This is a genomic window from Acinetobacter modestus (assembly GCF_014636095.1).
GTDB classification, from domain to species: domain Bacteria; phylum Pseudomonadota; class Gammaproteobacteria; order Pseudomonadales; family Moraxellaceae; genus Acinetobacter; species Acinetobacter modestus.
This window is the reverse complement of sequence record NZ_BMDV01000001.1, coordinates 538,622-556,883: the sequence shown is the minus strand read 5'-3', so window position 1 is coordinate 556,883 and position 18,262 is coordinate 538,622. Positions and strand designations below refer to the sequence as shown.

Here is an 18,262-nt window from a genome sequence, read left to right as displayed (position 1 = left end):
AAATAGTTGTTGAAAACACTGTTATGTGATCTCAATGAATTGGGTTAAGCCCTTTAACAATGTCATTAAACTCAGAGCCATTGAGCCAAAAAGATTTTTTTAGAAAAAGAGTAGTCATAATACTTTCCGCTGCCTCACTATTTTGGTTGTCACAAAATAGTCCATAGCTCTCACCTAATACAGTGTTGTTCTCGATGAGACGAATAAAGAAAGCATGTTGTTCGTCAGCATAACCTAGAATAGCATCACGTCGATTGTTCATTTTTCATGTCTCCACATCAAAAATCTTTTGAGTAAAATCTACTGCTAACAGATCAAATATATTCTTGAATTAGATCAATAGTTTAAGTTCTAAAAATAAATTTAATTTTTTAAACCATTGATTTTAAAAGCTAATATAAGCTTGTTTCACATCCGTGTATTAGTTAAACAAGCCAAAATTTGATCTATTAAATTCATTGTTATGCAAAATTAATTGTACGTCAACTTGAATTTGTAACTTTTTCAAGTTAAATTATTTGTAAGTATTTAAAACTTGGGTAAGGAGGAATTATGTCCAAAAAAAATGAATTTGAGCATGGTGGTGCCCGAAGTAATGCAGGACGTAAATCACAATTCAGTGAGCCAACCAAAGTCATCCGTGTTCCCGAATCTCAAGTTGATTTCATCAAAAATTGGTTACTGAATAATGTCAAAACCGATACTCGTACAGATTTGACTGGTCAAATGAAAATCCAAAATGTGCAAGCAAAGAATGACCGAATTTATCATATTCCACTAGCAACGGAACGAGTTGCAGCGGGTTTTCCATCGCCTGCCCAAGATCATGTTGAGCAATCACTCGATTTAAATGAATTTTTAATTCGTAACGAAAACTCGACTTTCATCGTCAAAGCCAATTCACTGTCGATGTTGGATGCAGGGATTGATATTGATGACCCATTAGTGGTGGATCGTAGTCTTTCAGCAAAGTCTGGGGATATAGTGATTGCTTTGATTGACAATGATTTTACAGTCAAACGTTTGATGATTGATCATCATTTCAGCCCTCCAAAGGTATGGTTGAAAGCTGAAAATCCAGATTATCAAAATATTTATATCACAGACGGACAAGAGTTACAGATCTGGGGCGTGGTGACGTATAACTTGAAGCCAATGAGGTAAGCCAATGAGCCTACCACAACGTATTTTTGCTTTAATTGATGTGAATAACTGTTATGTCAGTTGTGAGCGCGTGTTCAATCCAAAGCTAGAAAAGCGTCCTGTGGTGGTTCTATCTAATAACGATGGCTGTGTGGTTTCCCGCTCTTATGAAGCAAAAAAGCTCGGCATTCGTATGGCTGTGCCATTCTTTCAAATCGAAGATATTATTCGTCAGCATCAAGTGCAGGTCTTTTCCAGTAATTATGCTTTATATGCGGAAATGTCGCGTCGTTTTATGAACATATTAGGCAACTTTGTAGATCCCTCTGAACAGGAAGTTTATTCGATTGATGAATGCTTTTTAGAGTTGACTGCCTATCAGCATAGTCACGATTTAACCGAATATGCGCACCAAATTCTAGACACGGTGAAAAACTGGTTGGGTTTGCCATGTTGCATAGGCATTGGTTATTCCAAGACTCAAGCAAAACTTGCCAATAATCTAGCCAAGAAATATGCCTGTTTTGATAGTGTCTGTAATATCGTTGCTGAAGACCCATGCGTGATTGAAGACTTGTTGCAGCAGATGCCTGTAGGTGAAGTGTGGGGTGTTGGACGAAAGATTCGTCAGCGCTTAGAAAAAATGAATATCTACTCGGTGTTGGATTTGGTTCAAGCTGATCCTAAAATGTTAGGTAAGTATTTTTCTGTGGTCATGGAAAATACGGTTAAAGAATTACAAGGCATGGCTTGCTTAGAAATTGAAGATGTTGTGACAGATCGACGACAAGTGTTAAGCAGCCGTTCCTTTGGTCAGCCGATTGAGGACAAAACTAGCCTGAGTGGTGCTTTAACTGAATTTAGCTTACGTGCTATTGAGCGTTTGCGAAAGCAAAAATTACTGTGCAAAGCTGTTGGCGTTAGCATTCGCACCAATCATTTTGACAAAGATCAATATTATCGCCCCTATACAGTGATGTATCTATCTGACTATAGCGATGATCGTTTAGAAATTATCAAAGCCGTGTTACAGGGGCTTGATCGAATTTATCAAGCTGGGCATCGTTATAAAAAAGCAGAAGTGATTTTGTTAGATATTATTCCACAACATAGCCATGCAGTAGATTTATTCCATGACACCAATAAACTAATTGCTCGAAGAAATCTTTCGATCGCTTTTGATGATATTAATAAAAGATTTGGTCGGGATTGTATGACACTAGGGCGATTAATTACGCCGCATGGGCGAGCGTGGCGTATGAATCAAAACCATAAATCACCGAGTTATTTGACCAAGTGGGATGAGCTTCTGAGAGTTTTGTAAAGTATTAATGCTACAACTTATATTTTTCAATATTAACCTTGAAACTCATTATTTTTCCCTGAGAACGTTTGAATTTAACAAAGCAAGATCCTAATTATTTATTGAAGTATATTAATAAAGATATAGAAAATAGATGAATGAAAAATTATCTATTCTTGTTAAATATTTTCCGAAATTAAAGATAAGCGTATCTTTTAAATAATGAATTGAATTTGTAATGATTTGATTGAACAAAAGGAAGCCATTTTGACGAGATCGGTTTATGTTAGACTACTCAACTTACGGTATCGCAAATTACCGTGAGTAACCAAAATGAGTAGGTAAGATGATTGGGCAGCAGAGAAACAGGCTAGCAGCTTTGGGAATAGATGTTTGGATTCCTCGGGAAGTTGTATGTCAAAAAAACATTGCACCAAGTCTATGGCGAGATCAATTAATTGATGACGTTTCTGAGTCTACAGAACGTACATTTGAAATTGCACCGATTTTAGAAGATATTCCAGCAACATCTGCACATACGCCACCGATCACCGAAATTGAAGTATCGCAGCAAACGAAAGTTGTTACAGAACCTATTGTTAAAGCAGCTCTTGATGAAAAAGAACAGATTGTTATTACTGCTCAGGTTCAGTCATTTGAATTGCAAATGTATGTGTTGGAAAACTGCGCCATTTTATTAGAAAGCAGTCAGCTTAGCGATGCTCAAAGCCAACTCTGGCAAAATATTCAAAAGGCAAGATTAGGACAGTATGCTGAATTAAAATGGCCATTTCCTTTGGCTGCTTTTCAGGAAAGTCGGGGACTCTCCTCGTATATTCAAGGTTTTCTCGATGCAACCGCAACACAGAAAAAGATATTATGCTTAGGTCAATTGGACTTTATTCAGCATTCTAATATCTTACATTTAGCGAGTTTAGAAGAAATGTTAGCCCAACCTTTATTAAAAAGACGGTTGTGGCAGCTCATGCAATAAAGATCGGAAATCGAATCATGAAGAAAGTTGTTGTATTCAGCCAAATAGATCAAGATGTTTTAGCGCAGTTACAGCAAGATTATCGGGTCGTGGTACTTAATCCTAAACTGGGTGATATCAACGACCAGATTCGAACAGAAGTTGTTGATGCTGATGCCATGATTGGCGCAGGACGACTGTTAAACGAAAGTAATTTGGCACCAGCCCAAAAACTTAAAATCATTTCGACAGTGTCTGTTGGTTATGATAATTATGATGTTAGCTATCTTAATCAAAAGAAAATTTGGCTTGCTAATACACCACATGTTTTGACGGAAACAACGGCCGATCTTGCCTTTACTTTGTTGCTGAGTGCTGCACGCAAAGTTCCATACCTTGATGCATGGACCAAACAAGGTCAGTGGAAACGAACGGTATCTACTGAACAATTTGGTATGGATGTTTTTGGTAAAACTCTAGGCATTATTGGCTTAGGGAATATTGGTGCTGCCATTGCCCGTCGTGGATTTTATGGTTTTAATATGAATATTTTGTACCATAACCGCCGTGAAAAGATTGAGGTGGCTCAAGCATTCAATGCTCAATATCGCGACTTAGATCAGTTACTGCAGCAGTCTGATTTTATTGTAGTTGCTGTCGATTTAAATCATGAATCCCAAGCATTGATTGGCGCAGAACAGTTTGACTTAATGCAAAAACATGCTGTCTTCGTCAATATTGCGCGTGGCTCTGTAGTCGATGAAGACGCTTTAATCGAAGCATTAAAACAAAATAAAATCTTTGCTGCTGGATTAGATGTCTATGCCAAAGAACCTCTGCAAAATTCAGCATTATTTGAGCTGCCAAATGCAGTAACCTTGCCGCATATTGGCTCAGCAACGACTGAAACGCGTCAGAAAATGGTGAAACTTGCCTACCAAAATTTAGTGGCCGCACTACAAGATAGAACACCTCATTATCTCGTTAATCCAAAGTTTGAATAATTGCTTACAATGCTGATCAGTCAATTGCTGCATTATTGTGCTGGTCTATCTTTTTAAGTTGATTAATATTGGTACACTTGCGCCTTTTGAAATTTTGTCTTCGGGGTGTCTGTGTTTGAGAAATTGGCTGAAAAAAGTTTAAATCTAATGGGTTGGGAACTGGATAATCATTGGGATTTGAATGTTGATCAATGCGTGATGATTGCAGCTCCGCATACCAGTAATTGGGATGCTTTATATGCACGGTTGGCATTAAAAGCTTTAGGTGTAAATGTTCGTCTTACGATTAAAGATAGTTATATGAAGTTTCCATTTGGTCCATTTGTGCGTGCAATGGGGGGTATTGGGATTGATCGTAGCGTGAAACAAGAAGGACAAGCGCGACCGAGTATGGTTCAACTCATGAGTGACTTGTTCAAAACACATCCTAAGTTAGTGATGTTAGTTACCCCAGAAGGGACGCGTGCTAAACAAGAACAGTGGAAAACTGGTTTTTATCATGTTGCAACCACCGCAGGCGTACCGATTGCATTGGCGTATATGGATTATGCTAAGAAAAAAACAGGGGTAGGAAAAATTGTTTATCCTACGGGAGACTATGAAAAAGATATGGTTGAAATTATGTCTTTTTATGCAGAGATTAATGCAAAGTTTCCAGAGAAATTTAGTGTCGATCAACGTTATGTAAACACGAAATAATAGTGTTGATTTCAAAAATATAAACTAAGGCAGGATTTTCCTGCCTTTTATAACACTTCGTTGCAAATATCTTCATTTTCTAATGTTATATTAAATTTCTTTATTAGAATCATAGAGAAACGACTTGAGATCGCTGCTGCTTGCATGTGGTTTATTGGCCACAACTCAATTGAGTCATACTCAGATCTTTTTGCCTACACAGACAATTGGACAAACAGAAGTACCTGAAATTGGCAGTGGTATAGGTTTGCTTGATCAACAGAAAGAAAAACTGATTGGTGAAAAAGTTTATCGTGAAGTTCATCGACAGATGCCAACGGTACAAGATGCATGGTTAGAAGATCAATTTTTACAGGTTTTTTCAGGTATTCTTAGTCAGACTCAGCTTGGTCAACCGATTGGTTTAGTGGTTATAAAAGATCCACAAATTAACGCATTTGCAGTGCCTGGTGGTTTGTTTGCATTAAATACAGGCTTAATTACATCTGCAAAAAATTTGGATGAAATAGCAGGAGTCATGGCACACGAGATCGCCCACGTTGCACAGCGACATTACAGTCGTTCACAAGAAGCATTTAAAGGACAGGGGTTACTTGCTCTTGCAGGTATTCTTGTCGGTGCGGCAATCGCATCTAAAGCGGATGGCGATGTTGGTTCAGCGGTGATGTTAGGCACACAAGCCGCGTTGATGGACAAGCAACTCAGTTATAGTCGTAATCAAGAGCGTGAAGCAGACCGTATCGGTATGCAGTTTATGTATTCTGCTGGATACAACCCACAAAGCATGGCAGATTATTTTGAAACCATGCATCGTGAAACAAGTCGTGTGAGTTTTCTACCTGATTTTTGGCTCACTCATCCCCTAACGACAGAGCGTATGAGTGAAGCCCGATTACGAGCAAACCAACTCCCAAAAGTAAAATCAAAAATATATGATCTTGATTTTGAGATTTTAAAGTTATATACGCTCGTAATTTCAAACCAAGCGACAGAAACTCAATTACAAGCTTTTGCAAATCAAAAAAATACAGCTGCACAATTAGCGCTAAGTAAGTTTTATTTAGAACGTGGTGATTATACTCAGGCACAAGCAAATCTAGATTTGGTAAAAGCAAAGCTTAAATATCATGTATTGGTCCCACTGATTCAAACAGATATTTACTTAGGGCAAAATAAATTTGATCAGGCTTATAGTAGTATAAATTTTATTCAAAAAACGATGCCTGAAAATAGGGCACTATCTTACAAACTTGCAGAAGTTTTAATTCGGCAAGGGCAGGCTGCTCAAGCTCAAACATTAGTTCAAAGGTTTATTCATAAAAACCAGAGAGATATTGAAGGTTGGCAACTGTTGCAACAAGCAACAAACTTAGATAAAAGTTCGCCACTGCAAGCAATTAATGTGCTTTGTTACCGTGCTGAAGCTGAGTATTGGTCAGGATATGAAGAAAATGCAATTAAATCGATGTTGCACGCTCAGCGTTTAGCCAAAGGAAATTTAGCCATGTCAGCAAAAATTGACTCTCGCTTAAAACAAATGCAAGATGATCGCCGTATGAAAATTTAATCTTTATCAAGAATTAAGAGAAATAAAAATGATCAAAGGACAATGTTTGTGTGGTGCTGTGCAGTATCAATATTATGGTGAAATTGAAAACAGTATTTTATGCTATTGTAGTCATTGTCAGCAGGCGCAAGGTTCGATAGCTGGCTGGAACAGCCCACTTGACGAAACACAATTTAAAATTCTGTCAGGACATGATCAGCTCAAAGAGTATTTCCACACACCGAATAAAGCACGCGTATTTTGTCAAAATTGCGCAAGCCCACTTTATTCATATCGTACAGATTTACCTAATGTGATTCGTTTACGTCTAGGAACAGTGACCGATGGGAATCTTCCTGCACCAAAAGAAGAATTTTTTACTGAGCACAAACCAAACTTTATTGAATTAAGATAAGATGATCTGCGTAAAAAATCGCTGAGAAGTTAGAACATTTATGAAGAAAATTTTAGTTTTTATTTTTGCGATAAGCAGTGTGGGGATTAGCTCAGCAGCATCAGTTGAGCAATATGTGAATTCGGTTGAGAAAATTCGTAGTGTCTATGCACAGGATATTCGTAGTTTTTTACGTAGCCTTAATCCACAGATTTCACAGTTCACACCTGAGCAGCAAGCTCAGTATTGTGGTATTAATCAGCGTTATATTCAGGATATGTCAGATGCGATTGAAAAAAATCGCTCATCCTTGCCGCCACAATACGCAAATATGACTAAACAAGATGTAATTAAACAAGTCACTGAGTCAAATGAGATGCAAATGCTAGTGAAATATAATGTTCAGTGTGATTTTAAGTAAAAATAATCTCTTGGGTTCATTATTTAATGAATCCAATTTTTAAATAGAATAATTTGTATAAAATAGAGGAAATTAAGCAGATTAGCTTAATTTTGCTTTAATTTTGGCAGATACTTGTGCAGGATCGGCACGCCCGGCTATGATCGGACGTAGAGAATTCATCACCTTACCCATATCTTTCATGCTAGTAGCTTCTTGAGCAGCAATCGTTTGCTCAATGATGGAATCAAGTTCTTCCTCAGTCATAGCGGCTGGTAGAAATTGAGAAATAATCTCAACTTCGGCTTGTTCCTTACTAGCTAAATCATCTCGACCAGCGCCAGAAAAGGCCTTGATCGATTCTTTACGTTGTTTAATTTGCTTTTCAATGACCGCAAGAACCTGAGCATCGTCAAGCTCTATGCGCTCATCGACTTCGATTTGCTTAATTGCTGCTTGTACACCACGAATAACCGTTACTGTTGCCATATCTTTGGCACGCATTGAGTTTTTTAATACGTCAGTAATTTGGTTTTTTAAAGTATTCATAGTCTCTTCAGCAGTCAATCACAAATTAATTAGTAAAGGCGAGTAGTACGTACAGATTCGCGAGTCAATTTCTTTTGATAACGCTTAACTGCAGCAGCTTTTTTACGCTTACGCTCTTGAGTTGGTTTCTCATAGAATTCGCGCTTACGAACGTCAGCTAAAACACCCGCTTTTTCGCATGAACGCTTGAAACGACGGATAGCTACGTCTACTGGTTCGCCTTCTTTCAACTTAACTTGTGGCATGTAAAATCCTCTAAGATTATGGATAAGATCTAATGCACGATTGCACTAGATCGCAAGTGAAGGCCAGTATTTTACTCATTTACAACTCAGATCACAAGTCTATAATAGCTCTGTTATTATTTTTGATCGTTGTAAAGGCAGTTTAATGATTGTTTTGGGCTTAGAAACTTCGTGTGATGAAACTGGGTTAGCACTCTATGATAGCGAGCTCGGCTTACGTGGACAGGTTTTGTATAGCCAAATTAAACTGCATGCAGAATATGGCGGTGTCGTTCCTGAATTGGCTTCACGTGATCATGTTCGTAAGATGATTCCTTTGATTAATCAATTGCTTGAGCAGAGTGGTGTTAAAAAGCAAGAGATTGATGCTGTTGCCTATACCCGTGGTCCAGGATTGATGGGTGCACTGATGACTGGAGCGTTGTTTGGTCGCAGTTTGGCTTTTGCATTTAATAAACCTGCGATCGGTGTGCATCATATGGAAGGCCATATGCTTGCGCCATTGCTTTCGGAAACTCCACCGGAATTTCCATTTGTGGCTTTATTGGTTTCGGGTGGACACACTCAACTCATGGCAGCCTATGGAATCGGTCAATATGAATTGCTCGGTGAATCGATTGACGATGCAGCGGGTGAAGCCTTTGATAAAGTCGCAAAAATGATGAAATTGCCTTATCCAGGTGGGCCGAATATTGCGAAATTGGCGTTACAGGGTGATGCCAAGGCATTTGAATTCCCACGACCAATATTACATCAAGGTTTAGATTTTTCTTTTAGCGGTCTTAAAACTGCAGTTTCAGTACAACTGAAAAAGCTAGGTGAAGAGAGTCGTGATGCCGATGTGGCCGCTTCTTTTCAAGAAGCTGTTGTCGATACACTGGTTAAAAAATCAGTGAAAGCTTTAAAGCAAACAGGTTTAAAACGTTTGGTGATTGCAGGTGGTGTGAGCGCCAATCTAAGATTGCGCGAGCAATTAGAAACATCACTTAAAAAAATCAAAGCTCAAGTCTATTATGCTGAGCCTGCATTGTGTACTGATAATGGCGCCATGATCGCCTTTGCTGGATACCAACGTTTAAAAGCTGGGCAACATGATGGTTTAGCGGTGACGACGACACCAAGATGGCCAATGACTGAGTTACAACCGACCTAAAATACAATTCATCTTTCTATTGCTTGTTAGGCTGTGGGTAAATCTAGGTGGTTCTTATATTTACCTGACTATTCTTCTATTTAAAAAATCGAATCATTCATTTTATGCATAGCGAACGCGTACTGCCTACGCTATTGTATTTGAAGTATTGGATAAATTATTTTTTGATGAGCTAAAACTCATTGTGGAGTACAAAAGTTGAAAATTTCTTATATTTTTACATGTGGCCGATTAGAGTCTTTATTTAAGATTCTCTGCCTCACTCAACAAGGTGAGAAAAAGGTCGAGTCAAAAGAAAAGGTCGTTGAGCAATATAGAAAAGACATCGCTTTAGGACGTCCTTTTGAAGAAACTGAACTTTATCAAATAATTGAGCAAAGTGAAGAAAAAATTGTCATTAACCGCTTGAGTAATATTCTGCGTGAAAAACCTACTCAGCAGAAGGGCAGCTTTGATGCGGACGAATATAAGACTGGTGCATGGTCTGAGTTTAGTGATTATAAGCTGGCGGTTCGATTCTCAAATGCGAAAACCGAATTAAGTGAAAAGCACTTTGCAAAAACTGGTGAATATATGACCAGCCGTGGTATTGCGAAATTGACAGGTTTTAATCCAAGCAATATTAAGAATATGCTGCATCATAAAAGAAGTGTGGTGAGAAAAATGCTCACAACCTTAGAGAAGTTAGCAAAAGAGTATTAATATTTAAGCTGTATTTTTGATGCAGAGAAAATTTATTTTCTGCATCAATTCTGAATATCTCTAATCTTAAATAAAAAAATTAATTTGGTTTATCTGCTTTAGACAACAAGGCCAGACAGACAAAAATCAATGCCATACCAACCCAACCAATCGGTGCCAGTTGTTCGCCTACCAATAAGACTGCAAATAAAGCGGCAACCAGTGGTTCAAATAAGGTCAGTGTGGTCGCGGTACTGGCTGAAATAGTCTTTAAAGCGTAACCAAATAGCAGATAGCCAAGGAACATTGGAATCAGCATCATATAACCCACTACATACAGATTCACAGGTTCATCAAACAGGTTTGAGCCAGTAAAAAATAGTGTTGGTAATAAGATTAAAGCACCGAAGCCAAAAATTAATCCCATAGAGGCTTTTGAATCGACACCCCGATCAATCATTTTTTTAGCAGCCCATGAATATAAAGAATAGGTCAGTGCCGCGATCAGTCCGAGAATAATCCCAAAGGTTTTTTGGTCTGTAGTCATTATTTGTGTCGCACCTTGAGAGTGGGACTCTCCTAGAGATAACAGCAATACTCCTACAACACCAAAAACAAAACTAATAAACCATTTTCCTGAGAGTGCTTTTTTATCAAAGAACTTTTCCAGTATTGCTGTAAATAAAGGGGCTGAACCAATTGAAACGACAGTCCCAATCGTGATCCCCGCCATACGCATTGATGAATAAAAGGCGAGAGGATAGATCGCTACAGAGATCATGCCTATCAAAAGTAAAGGATAATAGGAGCCAATTTGAGGTAAATGACTGCGGATATTTCTATGGGCTAATAAAGCTTGTAATAAGCCACCGCCACCCATTGCGATTGCGCCAATCGCTAAAGGACTTAGATTGGGTGCGTAAGAGGCAGCAGTACCTGTCGTTCCCCATAAAATAGAGGCAATTAAAACGGCGATAAAGCCAGAATGAGTACTGAAATTAAAAAATGAACTACTCAATTTGAAATCTCGCGTTCTAATAAATTTTGAACCATTTGTTTTGCCGCAAATACTTTCTCACTGGAACTTTCTAAACCTGCACGGGCAATCGAGCCTTCTAATATGAAAGAAATAAGTAGCGCAAGTTGTTGGACTTTTTGCGGCTCTTTGAATAATTGTGATAAATGCCCAGCCACAATATTTTCGATTTCATCTTTATGATTTTTAACGGCTAAACGCTCAGGACTATGTGCAGGAAATTCGGCTGCTGCATTCAGTAAACCACAACCACGAAAACCTTTTTCATAGGCAAATTCAGCATGGTCTTGATAGGCATCAAATATAGCTAAAATACCATCCATAGGAGTTTTGATCTGAACTTTTCTTTTCTCATATAAGTCTAACCATTCTTGATGGCGAGCTTCGATATAACAGGTAATTAGGTCAGATTTGGTTGGAAAATTATTATATAAAGACATTTTCGCGACTTTCGCTTTGTCTGTAATGCTATTAATGCCTGTGTTAGTAATCCCATCGTTGTAGAACAGGATGGATGCTGCATCTAGGATTTTTTGTTTTGCGGATTTGGTGTTCATAATTAAATATAAATTAGGTATACCGATCTACCTATTATTATGGAAAAGTATAATAATTAGCAAGAGAAATTTATTGAATTGATTGATAGAAAGTTTTCTATGAGCTTAAAGGGATAGGATGGAGAGAGCTTTGATCTCCTCCATCACGACTTTATTTATTTGATAGTCTTTTTACTATGAATCAATGCTAAACCATAAATTGGCCATTTGTTTTCTGATTTGAGGTTATTGACCAACCAAGCAATCAGTACAAGAGAAGTTGCCCCGAATAATACTGGGAAGAATAAGAAACTCCAATGATATTCAATGGTATTTGCGGTAAGTAAAATCACGAGTGGGTTTGCACCAGCAGGTGGATGAACACAGCGCAATAATTGCATGGCAGCAATGGCACAGCCAACACAAAGTGCAATACTGATTGTGGTGATACCAAAAAGTTTAAGGAATAGTAAACCAATGAATGCCGAGATAAAGTGCCCAAGAATAACATTACGAGGTTGAGCTAACGGCGATTGAGATACTGCATATAACAGGACGCAAGTTGCCCCGAATGGTGCCATGATGAATAGATTATTTGTCAATTTACTGAGGAAAATCAGGATTAAAATACTCAGTGTTCCACCGATTAAGCTTCTAATTAGATCAATGGATTGTGGTGCTGGGGCGAGGTGCTCTTTACCTTGGAATATTGATAACATTTCATTCTCATTGAATGGTTGCTTTGAAGAGATGATATCGCTAAAATTAAAAACAGTACAGATCTGTACTATTTGAGTGAGTAAATTTTTATGTCTAAATCAGCCCACAAAATTTTGGATACAGCAGAAAAATTATTTTATGAAAATAGTTTTGTTGGTGTGGGTGTCGATTTAATTCGGGATGAGTCAGGCTGTTCAAAAACAACGATGTACACCTATTTTAAAAATAAAAATCAATTGGTGAAGTCCGTCTTAGAAGCGCGAGACCAAAAGTTTAGGAATAGTCTGGTTGCTTATGTTGCAGGTGAAACTGGGCGAGCAGCATTAGATAAATTGATTGATTGGCATCTGTTGTGGTTTCAAGAAGATAATTTTAAAGGATGTCTATTTGTTCGAGCAGTTGCCGAATCGCATGTGGGTGATCAAGACATCATCATAGTTTCGAAAGAGCATAAGATTTGGTTTCGGAACTTAATCGCTCAGTATTTGAGATCTATGCCAAATGCAGATGCATTAGTTGAAATTATTTATACCTTAATTGAAGGATTAATTAGCCGCTTTTTAGTTGAAGGCTATGATGTCAAAGTTGCAGCAGAGATCAAAAATTCAATCAGGCAAATTGTTGATACTTTTATTTTAATTGATCTTAATCAAAAAGAAGTTTAAGCCTAAAGCTATAAGCCTTTGGATCATGTCCAAAGGCTTGTTTTACCTAATTAAAAGCTTTTAATCTTTAAAAGCATTTTGATTTTCGACATCAATATATTCAAGATAACCACGACCTTGAACTTTTTGGTTTTGATATTCACCCGTGAAAGTGTATGCACTTGCATAACCGATCCCATGACCATAGCGGTATGGGCTGTCGACTTCTGCAATAATGTCGAGCAGTTTGTTGTTGGTATCATCCTTCACAGACCATGAAAACAATTGCGGTAAACGCATTTTCTTACCATTTGGGGAAACATAATCATCAACTTGATGTGAAATAATTTTAAATTCCACGTTGGTATACACTTCAGCAGGTTGATCTGTGTGGCGAACATGTAAGCTGTATGCCGCTGGTTGACCTAAAATATCGGCTTTGGTTAAAAGTAGTTGAGTGGTTTCTGTTAAATTAATGATTTGATATGTAAAAAAATCGAGAGGGAGTTTATAGGCTTCAGGCAGCAATTTTTTAACGATACCATGTGCGCCTGCGGCTCTGGCATATTCATAGGTACATAAGCCTTCTGCGAGGGTCGTTTGTCCTTGGTATTCGAGTTGCCCTTTAAATTTTGACAATAAACTAAAGTGATCATAAATCGGGGTTTTTATAAACCAAGAGACTTGATCGGTAACATCCAAATCAAACTCAAAATTTAAGCCATGATAAGCACCTTTGAGGTGAATATTGGGTAAAGTGCCCTCAATCGAAACTTCTTGTCCCAACTCAATTTGCCAACCATTTTCTTGAATATGAGTCTCTTCAGGCATGATATAGGCTTTTAATAGATGTTCATCTAAGGCGGCAGTACTTGAAAAGAGAGTTGCAGTCTTGCGTGGATCACCTAAGGTAATTTCATCATGATCAAAAGCCAATGCCCCAGGCGTACCAAGCAAGATCATAATATTCAAATAACGATGTGGCTCAGGTAGTAGTGGAAAGAAGATGCCATAGTGTGTCCATGTATAGAATTTTTCTTCAGTTCTAGGACGAATGATTTCTGGTGCAGAAAAAGGACTCGTTGAATATTTAATCGCTTGGTCTAAGGTGCTTTGTGCGAGTAATAAACTTTTACCCAAAATTTTGCTTGTGAGGGATGAGGGTGGCAATTGTTTTTTCATCTTGTTTCCTACGTTCTTTCCAGACTGAAAAGCTAGGTTATGAAAAACAATTGCCTTTGCTAAGCGGAAATAAGGACAAAGCCAAAGCTTTTTAGGACAATCTCCCTAAGCTTTGTTAGACAATTTTTCAAGGTTTTGCGAGCCAATCCAGTGTTTAGAGAACTGGTAAGCTGCACGCCCTGAACGCTGCCCACGAGCTTGGCACCATTTCAAACTTTCAGCACGAACAATGTCGTTATATTCCAAATTTGCTTGAACAATATAATGCTCAACAATTTCTAAATACAGTTGTTGATCCATTGGATAGAAGGAAAGCCACATACCAAAACGATCAGACAGTGAAATTTTTTCCTCAATCGCTTCCTGTGGATGTAATTCGGTATATTGAGGAACATCCACTTTACGCACAGGCGTATTTTCATGCATAAATTCAGGTAGTAAATGACGGCGGTTACTGGTTGCATAAATAATAAAATTACTTGAACCCGATTGAAGTGAGCCATCCAAGACACTTTTTAAACTACGATAATTTTCATCTTCTGCGTTAAACGCAAGATCGTCACAATAAACAATAAATTTTTCAGGGCGATGTTCTATTAATTTTTGGATTTTAGGTAAATCAGAAAGATCATCTCGTTCAATTTCAATTAAACGCAAACCTTGTGCTGAATATTCTGTGAGTAAAGCACGAACAATCGATGATTTCCCTGTACCACGTGAACCTGTGAGTAAAACATCATTGGCAGGTAAGCCATTGAGAAACTGTAAAGTATTTTGAATAATCTTGGCTTTTTGGCGTTCAATTCCTTTTAGATCTTCTAAATACATTTTTTTAGGTTGTTGAATTGCAAATAATTGTTGATTTTCCCATCGAAAAGCAATCGCAGAAAAATCTGTTGGTTGTTTAGGAGCAGGGAGAACTTGTTGTAACTGTGTCAAAACACTAGATAAAGATTGAAGAATAGATTCGGGTAAATCAAGGATAGCCATAAACACAAACCAAACTCAGTGATTAATGATTAGGGATACTATCATTGCTATAGCTGAAATGAAGAAAATATCATTAAAAATGTTGCAAACGGTCAATTTTACCCTTGATTGTTGGTGCTGCTTTTTGCATTGTATAAGTGCGAGATGATAAGAATATAATGAAAAATAGGAATGCTAATGTTCAATAGAGCTCAAGAAAAAAGAAATACATATCAATTGCATAGAGTCGATATGTTAAAAGAGAGCTTGCAACATGCGAGTTCTTATGCGGAATGGAAAGAAATTGCACTAAAACTGGACGAAGAAGCGGGGCATGAAGCATGGAAATATGACAATCAATCGCCTTACTTTGATGCAGAAATTTTGTCTAAACGATATAACTTATTAAAAAAATATCGAATGCAACATCGAACTTTAGATTTAATTTATGTTCTTCGTGAAGGCTTATCTTATGACTTCGCCAATATTGGCCATCCAATGTTATTTGCACAAACCTATATTGGTACGAAAAGAATTATCGAAAACTATGTTGAAGAAATGAGTGAATGTCTTCGCTATTTAGCTTCTAGTGAATGTATTACTTTTCAACTCAAGGAAAAAATTCAATTTTTTAAAGAATGTCAAAGAGCCTATGGACAACCTGCACTTATGTTTTCTGGTGGTGCGACACTGGGTTTATTTCATACAGGTGTATGTAAGGCTTTGCTCGAACAAGATTTGATGCCTCGAGTCCTGTCTGGTTCAAGTGCAGGGGCGATCATGACTGGAATGTTGGGGGTATCCTCGGCTGATAAAATTCCAGAACTGCTCAAAGGTGAACATTTTTTTAGTGATGCTTTTAAATTCAGGAAAATTTCAGAGCTAATTCGAGGGCATGGTGGTATTGCTGATGTCATGTATTTGAAAAAATTCCTGATGCAAAATTTGGGTGATGTGACATTTGCAGAAGCCTATCAACAGTCAAAGCGACATATTAATATTGTAATTGCCCCGTATAACACAGCGCAAAACCCGCGGATTATGAATGCACTCACTGCGCCGAATGTTTTGGTGTGGAGTGCTGTTTTAGCATCTTGTGCTGTACCTGTATTATTTCCGCCTGTGCACTTAACTAGTAAACGTTATGACGGTCAGCATACACCTTATTTGGCCAATACCAAATGGGTGGATGGGAGTATGCGTAGTGATTTTCCACAAGAAAAAATGGCTCGTTTGTATAATATAAATTACACCATTGCCAGCCAAGTAAATCCGCATATCGTGCCATTTATGCAAAGTGATACTGATCGGTTTCGTCGCGATGTTTTAAACTGGCCTGAACGACTTATTCGACATCAAGGCAAAGCAATTGCAATGGAAGTCATGGATTTAACACGTAATTATATGGGCGGTTTTTTCCCTATTCGCCGTATTTTAGATCATGGATATGGCATTTTAGGGCAGCGTTATTACGGCGATGTAAATATTATTGCGCGCTATGGTTTAAGACACTATAGCTATATGCTTAAAAATCCACGTCCGAAGCTCTTTAAGGTTTTGCAGCAAGAGGGAGAGCGAGCGACATGGCCGAAGATTTCATCTATTGAAATTCACGCACGCATTGGTAAAACGATTGAGCATTGTTTAACATCACTGCGTAAGCAGCAAGAAAAGCAACAGAATGAGTTTTACTACGTTGATCTTTGATTCAAATATTCAACTGGATAATTTGAGTCTAAGTACTAAACCTGAAAGCTATGCTTTTGGGCGGCGTTTATATCGTTGCCAGATTGAGCAACAACAATATTGGCTTAAATTTCATTTAATCAATAGCCATGATGTTTTAGAGCAAGCGTTTGAGCGAGAATTAAGTTTCTATCAACAAAACTCTCAAGTTAGACATAGTTTTTTATTGCCCCATCAAATTATACCACTTTGTCATATTAAACATGACGATGACTTTCCACAGCATGGGGTAGGGTTGCTTAGTGTTGCTACAAATATATTTTTTAGTCATATTCAGGCAACGGATAGCATCCAAGTTATCTACTATAAAATTTTAACTGCGCTGCAAGCGATTGAAAGTATGCATCAATTAGGTTGGGTTCATGGCGATTTTAAAGCAGAGCATTTTCGATTATATGAAAACTCATGCAGGCTCATTGATTTTGAACAAAGTTATCAATTACAGCCAATCCAAAATTTAACCGCAACTCCTCATTATATGGCACCTGAGCTTTTTCATGGGAAGCCAAAAACCGTACAAACTGATTTATATGCTTTTGGCATCATTGTTTATGAGTGGTTATCCCAAAGCAAATTAACTGCAAAAAACTACCATGAATGGGCCGTCCTACATTGCCAGAAATTGGAAATTGAATTACCTGATGAATTGCGGTGTTTTTTGCCTTTATTAACAGGCTTATTGCAGAAACATGTAAAACAGCGATTTAGCTCAGCGATAGAGGTAAAAAATTGTTTAAATACGATTGATTTGCTGTAAAAATAAACATAAATGTTTGATTTGAATATTATATGTGCATTTGGTAGAGTTTTTTGTCAGAAAGACTTGTCATAGCGAATGTTTCTCACTAATATGCATACCCATCGGGGGCGTGGCGAAATTGGTAGACGCACTGGATTTAGGTTCCAGCGCCGCAAGGTGTAAGAGTTCGAGTCTCTTCGCCCCCACCAAATTTAAAAAGCAAGAGTTTCTTGCTTTTTTTATGATTAAATCAGAAATGAATTGATCATGCAGTTATAGAGGATTGGTGTAATGGTAGCATGACGGTCTCCAAAACCGTTCGTCAAGGTTCGAGTCCTTGATCCTCTGCCAAATATTAAAAGGAACTTTAAATAAGTTCCTTTTTTTATTTCAAGAATTTTTTCATTTGTATATGAAAAAAGCATTAGCTTTCAGATGCATAGTTTTTTTATAAAAAAGGCTTGTCAGCAAGAAAGTTTATCACTAATATACACATCCATCGGGGGCGTGGCGAAATTGGTAGACGCACTGGATTTAGGTTCCAGCGCCGCAAGGTGTAAGAGTTCGAGTCTCTTCGCCCCCACCAATTTTATGATTAAT

General features: G+C 37.8%; 21 protein-coding genes and 3 tRNA genes. 16 read left to right on the top strand and 8 right to left on the bottom strand.

Annotated features, from left to right (window positions below; genetic code table 11):
- Positions 1 to 31: 31 nt before the first annotated feature.
- On the bottom strand, positions 32 to 262 hold the full coding sequence (locus tag IEV17_RS02565) for a hypothetical protein (RefSeq protein ID WP_004662971.1): 231 nt from the start codon (positions 260 to 262) through the stop codon (positions 32 to 34).
- Between the two features lie 290 nt (positions 263 to 552).
- On the opposite strand from IEV17_RS02565, the gene IEV17_RS02560 reads away from it, so the two are divergent.
- The 8 genes from IEV17_RS02560 to IEV17_RS02525 all read left to right on the top strand — a co-directional run bounded on the left by IEV17_RS02560 (position 553) and on the right by IEV17_RS02525 (position 7,483).
- Positions 553 to 1,164, top strand: coding sequence for a LexA family protein (locus IEV17_RS02560; protein WP_004662970.1), 612 nt, complete (start codon positions 553 to 555; stop codon positions 1,162 to 1,164).
- Positions 1,165 to 1,168: 4 nt separating this feature from the next.
- Positions 1,169 to 2,467: a Y-family DNA polymerase gene (locus tag IEV17_RS02555; RefSeq protein WP_004662969.1), complete on the top strand. Its 1,299-nt coding sequence runs from the start codon at positions 1,169 to 1,171 to the stop codon at positions 2,465 to 2,467.
- A 325-nt stretch (positions 2,468 to 2,792) separates the two neighbouring features.
- Positions 2,793 to 3,440 carry a hypothetical protein gene (locus tag IEV17_RS02550; protein WP_004662968.1) on the top strand — a complete coding sequence of 216 codons (648 nt, stop codon included), beginning with the start codon at positions 2,793 to 2,795 and terminating at the stop codon, positions 3,438 to 3,440.
- 17 nt (positions 3,441 to 3,457) lie between these two features.
- A complete protein-coding gene (locus tag IEV17_RS02545) occupies positions 3,458 to 4,423 on the top strand; it encodes a 2-hydroxyacid dehydrogenase (RefSeq protein WP_004662967.1) in 966 nt (321 codons plus the stop codon).
- Between the two features lie 111 nt (positions 4,424 to 4,534).
- The gene (locus IEV17_RS02540) at positions 4,535 to 5,122 is read left to right on the top strand and encodes a 1-acyl-sn-glycerol-3-phosphate acyltransferase (protein ID WP_004662966.1); all 588 of its coding nucleotides are present in this window, start codon (positions 4,535 to 4,537) and stop codon (positions 5,120 to 5,122) included.
- 154 nt (positions 5,123 to 5,276) lie between these two features.
- A complete protein-coding gene (locus IEV17_RS02535; RefSeq protein ID WP_227505826.1) occupies positions 5,277 to 6,689 on the top strand; it encodes a M48 family metalloprotease in 1,413 nt (470 codons plus the stop codon).
- 28 nt (positions 6,690 to 6,717) lie between these two features.
- Complete coding sequence (locus tag IEV17_RS02530; RefSeq protein WP_004662964.1) at positions 6,718 to 7,083, top strand: GFA family protein; 366 nt, start codon at positions 6,718 to 6,720, stop codon at positions 7,081 to 7,083.
- 40 nt (positions 7,084 to 7,123) lie between these two features.
- A complete protein-coding gene (locus tag IEV17_RS02525; protein WP_004662963.1) occupies positions 7,124 to 7,483 on the top strand; it encodes a hypothetical protein in 360 nt (119 codons plus the stop codon).
- An 81-nt stretch (positions 7,484 to 7,564) separates the two neighbouring features.
- On the opposite strand, the gene IEV17_RS02520 is transcribed toward IEV17_RS02525, so the two are convergent.
- Both IEV17_RS02520 and rpsU read right to left on the bottom strand, forming a co-directional pair.
- The gene (locus IEV17_RS02520; RefSeq protein WP_004662962.1) at positions 7,565 to 8,011 is read right to left on the bottom strand and encodes a GatB/YqeY domain-containing protein; all 447 of its coding nucleotides are present in this window, start codon (positions 8,009 to 8,011) and stop codon (positions 7,565 to 7,567) included.
- A 29-nt stretch (positions 8,012 to 8,040) separates the two neighbouring features.
- The gene (gene rpsU, locus IEV17_RS02515; RefSeq protein ID WP_004652785.1) at positions 8,041 to 8,256 is read right to left on the bottom strand and encodes a 30S ribosomal protein S21; all 216 of its coding nucleotides are present in this window, start codon (positions 8,254 to 8,256) and stop codon (positions 8,041 to 8,043) included.
- Positions 8,257 to 8,401: 145 nt separating this feature from the next.
- On the opposite strand from rpsU, the gene tsaD reads away from it, so the two are divergent.
- Both tsaD and IEV17_RS02505 read left to right on the top strand, forming a co-directional pair.
- Entirely contained in the window at positions 8,402 to 9,409 is a 1,008-nt protein-coding gene (gene tsaD, locus IEV17_RS02510; protein WP_004662959.1) for a tRNA (adenosine(37)-N6)-threonylcarbamoyltransferase complex transferase subunit TsaD, read from the top strand.
- Between the two features lie 198 nt (positions 9,410 to 9,607).
- Entirely contained in the window at positions 9,608 to 10,111 is a 504-nt protein-coding gene (locus tag IEV17_RS02505; protein WP_004662957.1) for a hypothetical protein, read from the top strand.
- Between the two features lie 79 nt (positions 10,112 to 10,190).
- On the opposite strand, the gene IEV17_RS02500 is transcribed toward IEV17_RS02505, so the two are convergent.
- From IEV17_RS02500 to IEV17_RS02490, 3 genes are all read right to left on the bottom strand, one after another.
- The gene (locus tag IEV17_RS02500; protein ID WP_004662955.1) at positions 10,191 to 11,108 is read right to left on the bottom strand and encodes a DMT family transporter; all 918 of its coding nucleotides are present in this window, start codon (positions 11,106 to 11,108) and stop codon (positions 10,191 to 10,193) included.
- Entirely contained in the window at positions 11,105 to 11,683 is a 579-nt protein-coding gene (locus IEV17_RS02495; protein WP_004662953.1) for a TetR/AcrR family transcriptional regulator, read from the bottom strand. Before IEV17_RS02495 ends, IEV17_RS02500 begins: the two co-directional genes overlap by 4 nt.
- A 155-nt stretch (positions 11,684 to 11,838) precedes the next feature.
- Complete coding sequence (locus IEV17_RS02490; RefSeq protein WP_004662952.1) at positions 11,839 to 12,381, bottom strand: HPP family protein; 543 nt, start codon at positions 12,379 to 12,381, stop codon at positions 11,839 to 11,841.
- 90 nt (positions 12,382 to 12,471) lie between these two features.
- On the opposite strand from IEV17_RS02490, the gene IEV17_RS02485 reads away from it, so the two are divergent.
- Positions 12,472 to 13,047, top strand: coding sequence for a TetR/AcrR family transcriptional regulator (locus tag IEV17_RS02485; protein WP_004662951.1), 576 nt, complete (start codon positions 12,472 to 12,474; stop codon positions 13,045 to 13,047).
- Positions 13,048 to 13,107: 60 nt separating this feature from the next.
- On the opposite strand, the gene IEV17_RS02480 is transcribed toward IEV17_RS02485, so the two are convergent.
- Together IEV17_RS02480 and IEV17_RS02475 are read right to left on the bottom strand one after the other, a co-directional pair.
- Positions 13,108 to 14,208: a DUF6670 family protein gene (locus IEV17_RS02480; protein WP_004662950.1), complete on the bottom strand. Its 1,101-nt coding sequence runs from the start codon at positions 14,206 to 14,208 to the stop codon at positions 13,108 to 13,110.
- A gap of 105 nt (positions 14,209 to 14,313) precedes the next feature.
- Positions 14,314 to 15,198, bottom strand: coding sequence for an ATP-binding protein (locus tag IEV17_RS02475; protein ID WP_004662949.1), 885 nt, complete (start codon positions 15,196 to 15,198; stop codon positions 14,314 to 14,316).
- Positions 15,199 to 15,375: 177 nt separating this feature from the next.
- Here IEV17_RS02475 and IEV17_RS02470 point away from each other — a divergent pair, with 177 nt between their 5' ends.
- The 5 genes from IEV17_RS02470 (at position 15,376) to IEV17_RS02450 (ending at position 18,248) form a co-directional block, all read left to right on the top strand.
- A complete protein-coding gene (locus IEV17_RS02470; protein WP_004662947.1) occupies positions 15,376 to 16,884 on the top strand; it encodes a DUF3336 domain-containing protein in 1,509 nt (502 codons plus the stop codon).
- Positions 16,859 to 17,680 carry a protein kinase domain-containing protein gene (locus IEV17_RS02465; RefSeq protein WP_004662946.1) on the top strand — a complete coding sequence of 274 codons (822 nt, stop codon included), beginning with the start codon at positions 16,859 to 16,861 and terminating at the stop codon, positions 17,678 to 17,680. Before IEV17_RS02470 ends, IEV17_RS02465 begins: the two co-directional genes overlap by 26 nt.
- A 106-nt stretch (positions 17,681 to 17,786) precedes the next feature.
- A tRNA-Leu gene (locus tag IEV17_RS02460) sits at positions 17,787 to 17,871 on the top strand.
- A 68-nt stretch (positions 17,872 to 17,939) separates the two neighbouring features.
- Positions 17,940 to 18,013: transfer RNA gene (locus tag IEV17_RS02455), tRNA-Trp, on the top strand.
- Between the two features lie 150 nt (positions 18,014 to 18,163).
- A tRNA-Leu gene (locus IEV17_RS02450) sits at positions 18,164 to 18,248 on the top strand.
- Positions 18,249 to 18,262: the final 14 nt, after the last annotated feature.